Here is a 5,177-nt window from a genome sequence, read left to right on the forward strand (position 1 = left end):
AGCAATCTGGCTCATTGATTTTTCTTCCTTCAAGATTTCCAACACGATTTGTGATTTGAATTCTGGTGTATATCTTTTGCGTTTCATATACCTACCTTAACATCTCCTTTTTTCGTGTCTAAAATCTTGGGTCCATTATAAAATGATCCAATTCTTCTGCCGGTATCTCATTTCTAAAAATCTGACAGACTTTCGGAATGCCTTTAATTAAGTGCCAAAGCTCTTTACGCATAAGAGGGAAATGGTCGTCGGTTTCAACAAATATATAGCCAGGCACTGCACTTTTCATTTCTTTTCTTGCGGTGTTTTTTCCTCTAAACACTTGTGTAAATGTTTCAAAGGCATGAAACCGGTATGCGAAAAGGAGAAGGAGCTGCATTACAATGGTCTGATATCAATTTTAAGGATATGACAATAAACATTAATAAGACTCTTGATTTTTCAACTAATAATGAAGAGGAGCTTTTCGGAGATGTGAAATCATTTAATTCAAAGAGAGTAATTAGTATGAGCAAAACTCTTGCCGACCATCTTCGCTTTCATGCCAACTGGCAAAATCAAAATAAAACGATGATTAATGATATCTACCATCATGATTTGAATTTGGTACTCTGTCGCAAAGACGGTAATTTCATGCCAAAATCAAGCTTGTTCAATGCATTTGAGCGTATATTAAAAAGAGCCAATATGAAACCATTACCGATACACTCCTTACGTCACACCCATGCCGTTTTACAGTTGGAGGCTGGCGCTGATATGAAATACCTACAGGAGCGACTCGGTCATGGAAGTTATCAGATTACAGCAGACGTATACTCCCACGTATCCAAGAAGATAGAAAAGAAAAATACTGCCCAATTTGAAACTTACATGGACAGTATTTTAAAATAAAAATTTATGTGGGCGTTTCGTGGGCGCATACAATTTTTAGGTTGATTATGTTGATGCACCCACGGGGACAAACTCTGTCATAGCAGCGTTAATACGTTGTTAAATACTGTTCCCGCTCCCACGGGTGTACAGTGGTGCGGAACATATTCCATTCAATCTCTTTTGCTTCAGCAAAATGTTCATACAGGTGTCCGCCCAATGCGTCAACAATTGTGCTGTCTTTTTGCAGTTCCAGCAATGCATCCATAAGTGTTGCCGGCAAATCTTTGACACCATTTGCCTCCCGTTCCCTCTTATCCATGACATAAATGTTTCGATCGATGGTATCAGGCGGTGTCAATTTATTCTCAACCCCATCCAATCCGCTGGCAAGCAGTACCGCCATTGCCAAATATGGATTAGCAGCAGGATCCACACTCCTAACTTCTATCCGGGTACTCAGTCCGCGGGAGTATGGGATTCGTACGAGCGGGCTTCTGTTTGTTCCCGACCAGGCAACATAACAAGGCGCCTCGTATCCGGGTACAAGCCGTTTATACGAGTTGACAGTTGGATTGGTTACGGCTGTAAAATTTGTGGCATGTTTAATGATTCCGGCCGTAAACTGATAGGCAACATCACTTAATTGCATGTCATCCTGATTATTAAAAAACGCATTCTCACCGTTTTTAAACAAGGACATGTTGACATGCATACCGGATCCGTTAACACCGAACAATGGTTTTGGCATGAATGTCGCATGCAGGTTATGTTTTCTGGCAATTGTCTTGACTACCAGTTTGAATGTCTGGATATCATCCGCATGTTTTAATGCATCCGAGTATTTGAAATCAATCTCATGCTGACCGGGGGCCACTTCATGGTGTGATGCTTCAATTTCGAATCCCATTTCTTCCAATTCCAGGACGATATCCCGACGGCAGTTTTCGCCGAGGTCCGTTGGTGCCAGATCAAAATAACCGCCGCGGTCATTTAACTCCAGTGAAGGCTGGCCTTTGTCATCCAATTTAAATAAAAAGAATTCGGGCTCTGTCCCGATATTGAATGCATCAAATCCGAGCTCTTCCATTTTCTTAAGATTGCGTTTCAGATTATATCGCGGGCAACCTGCAAAAGGGGTTCCATCCGGGTTATAAATATCACAAATGAACCGAGCGACTTTCCCTTTTTCGGATGTCCATGGAAACACGACAAATGTGTCCGGATCAGGGTGCAAATACATGTCCGATTCCTCAATACGGACAAATCCTTCAATTGAGGACCCGTCAAACATCATCTTATTATCCAATGCTTTGTCTAATTGACTGAGGGGGATTTCAACATTTTTAATCGTTCCGAGCATATCGGTAAACTGCAGCCGGATAAAGCGGACATTTTCCGCTTCAATTTGTTTCATGATTTGTTCTTTTGTTAAGCCTTTGTGCATCCAATTACCTCCGTTATCAAATTAATGGAAAAATCAAGTAAGATCCCCCTGCCGGCAAACTCGATTCCCCCATTTTGCCCGCCTGGTATAGTTTATTTCTTAAAATTTGACGCAATTCTTTATCAGACAGGTCCTACGCGATTCATTTTTTCTATTCATTCCTCTCATCTTCCAGAATGAGATGTTTAATCCCTGCTGAATTAATCGCCTATCCAGCAAATTTAGTATCTCCAATGAACAATCAACATCATTAAGTAAGAATAAACGCTGATTGCCGGTTGATCTGACCAAGTAAATTAAATCTGATTCCCATACAATACCCGATTATTCTGGGTTCGGTCAGTCTTTGGCAGTGCTGATTAAAAATAAAAGCATCGAACGGCGATCCTGATCGTTCATCGAAAGTTTCTCCTTATTGATAATAGGTCATATCATACACTACATTAAAGTTTGACGTCAAATTCATGTTTTCCTTACATCAAAAAATAAAAAAGAGCCTTATTCAGCTCTTTAGCGTCATGAGTCCTTTTTCGATTAAATCATTTACGGCAGCTTCAAGTGCGATTTTAACATGTTCATAAGTTAAACCACCCTGAACAAATGCTGTATATGGTTCCCTAATCGGGCCATCTGCAGTCAATTCAAGACTGGCACCCTGAATGAATGTACCGGCTGCCATAATGACTTGATTCTGATAACCGGGCATTTCACTCGGGTACGGTGTCACAAAAGCATTCACCGGAGAGTTATGCTGGATTGCCTGGCAAAAAGCGATCATATTTTCCGAGTCATTAAATGTAACGGTCTGTATCAAATCTGTCCGCTTCGATTCATAATCAGGGCTTGTACAAAAGCCGGCCAAATCCAAAAATCTTGCAGTCAGGACAGCGCCTTTTAATGCTTCACCAACAATATGCGGAGCCATAAACAGTCCCTGAAACATTTCCTGCAGCATATTGAATGTTGCGCCCGTTTCCTTGCCGAGCCCCGGAGCAGTTAAACGATTGGCACACTGTTCAACATACTCTGTTTTTCCCGCAATATAGCCGCCTGCACGAACCATTCCACCACCAGGATTTTTAATCAGGGATCCAGCGATAACATCTGCCCCTGCATGCAGTGGTTCCTGTTCCTCAACAAACTCACCGTAACAATTATCAACAAAAATAATCAGGTTTTCGTTAATCGCTTTGACAAAATCGACCATTTCACCTATTTCATCAATCGTAAATGATGGTCTGTCATCATATCCTTTTGAACGCTGGATAGCAATGACTTTAGTCCTTGCCGAAATGCTTTGGCGGATGGCGGTATAATCAATCGAACCATCATCCAACAAATCTGTCTGATTATATGTAATATGAAAATCGTGTAATGAACCACTATAGTGTCCATTAACGCCAATAACCGACTCAAGTGTATCATAGGGCTTCCCGGTAATGTAGAGCAATTCATCACCCGGACGTAAAAGGCCAAACAGGGCAGTTGATATCGCATGTGTGCCAGAAACAATTTGCGGTCTTACGAGTGCATCCTCCCCGCCAAAGACTTCTGCATAAATGGCTTCCAGCGTCTCCCGTCCCAAATCGTCGTATCCATATCCTGTTGTCGAATAAAAGTGGCTCTCACTGACGCGATTATCCTTAAAGGCATCAAGGACTCTTTTTTGGTTCTTCTCCACGATTTTGGAAATGTTTGTATGCTGTGTTATACAGTCCCTTTCTGCATTTGCTATCAAATCTTTTAACATCATATCTTATTGCTCCTTCAACAAACGTTGCATCGGGTGGTTATGCCGAATATACCCGCTGATAAAGTACTTGTTTTCGTTTTCCTGAAAAAACCGCTCTGTTACAATTGATTCCTGTTCCAGGCGGTACAGCATTTTTCCCTGATCAGGGCTTAAACTTACTTTATACGAGTCCCATTCTTCCTTCAACGTATCTTCCAACTTTGTCAGCATGCGGTGGATATCAGAACGATCAAATGTACTGATCAAAATATTGGGATAATACATCGGGATAAAATCGTTGTCAATCAGATCTTTTTTATTATAAACCATCAGTTTTGGGATCGTATCAGCATCGAGATCTTGCAGTAAATTATTTACCGTCTTCTGGTGGTGCCATAAATCAGGATTTGCCGCATCAGCGACATGCAGGATAAAATCTGCCTCGGCTACTTCTTCAAGCGTTGATCTGAACGCAGCAATCAGTGATGTTGGTAGATCCTGAATAAATCCGACTGTATCGGTTATCAATGTTTGAAAACCTGATGGCAGCTGGATTTTGCGTGTCAGCGGATCAAGTGTCGCAAATAATTGATTTTCCACCAGCGCATCACTCTGGGTCAACTGGTTAAATAACGTTGATTTGCCGGCATTTGTATAACCGACAATGGCCACCTGGAAAACATCATTTGTTTTTCGGCGTTGGCGGTATTGTTCACGCTGGCGGACAATCTGCTTTAACTGTCGCTTGATATCATCAATCCGGTTTCTTATATGACGTTGGTCTGTTTCCAGCTTTGTCTCACCGGGACCACGTGTTCCAATCCCAGCCCCCAGACGTGACATTTCTTCACCCTTGCCACGCAGCCTTGGCAGGGTGTATTCCAACTGGGCAAGCTCCACTTGCAATTTACCTTCTTTCGTCCTTGCGCGCTGCGCGAAAATATCCAGAATCAGCTGGCTCCGGTCAATGACTTGAATGCCAATGCGATCACTTAGATTACGCAGCTGCCCGGGTGATAGTTCATCATTGGAGATGATGATATCAGCCTTTAACTCTTCGGCCGTTTCTCTTATTTCGTCCATTTTTCCTTCGCCGATATAGTAAGCGGGATGAATCCGCTGCCGATT

4 protein-coding genes and 1 pseudogene are annotated in these 5,177 nt (G+C 42.1%); 1 reads left to right on the forward strand and 4 read right to left on the reverse strand.

Annotated features, from left to right (window positions below; translation table 11 throughout):
- Positions 1–118 precede the first annotated feature (118 nt).
- Positions 119–379 (reverse strand): transcription termination/antitermination NusG family protein, encoded by a 261-nt coding sequence (locus tag VK080_RS16030; protein ID WP_414672235.1) that lies wholly within the window; start codon positions 377–379, stop codon positions 119–121.
- On the opposite strand from VK080_RS16030, the pseudogene VK080_RS09215 reads away from it, so the two are divergent.
- A pseudogene (locus VK080_RS09215) lies at positions 346–891 on the forward strand (site-specific integrase); the annotation flags it as partial. The gene VK080_RS16030 and the pseudogene VK080_RS09215 sit on opposite strands and share 34 nt — an antisense overlap.
- 88 nt (positions 892–979) lie before the next feature.
- Here VK080_RS09215 and glnA read toward each other — a convergent pair.
- From glnA to hflX, 3 genes are all read right to left on the reverse strand, one after another.
- Complete coding sequence (gene glnA, locus VK080_RS09220) at positions 980–2,317, reverse strand: type I glutamate--ammonia ligase (RefSeq protein ID WP_324224476.1); 1,338 nt, start codon at positions 2,315–2,317, stop codon at positions 980–982.
- A gap of 502 nt (positions 2,318–2,819) precedes the next feature.
- Positions 2,820–4,067, reverse strand: a complete 1,248-nt coding sequence (locus VK080_RS09225) for a methionine gamma-lyase family protein (protein ID WP_324224478.1) — start codon at positions 4,065–4,067, stop codon at positions 2,820–2,822.
- 6 nt (positions 4,068–4,073) lie between these two features.
- A partial coding sequence (gene hflX, locus VK080_RS09230) for a GTPase HflX (protein WP_324224477.1) occupies positions 4,074–5,177 on the reverse strand: 1,104 nt, incomplete at its 5' end.

The sequence above is a fragment of the Lentibacillus sp. genome, assembly GCF_035301925.1.
GTDB lineage: Bacteria > Bacillota > Bacilli > Bacillales > Amphibacillaceae > Lentibacillus.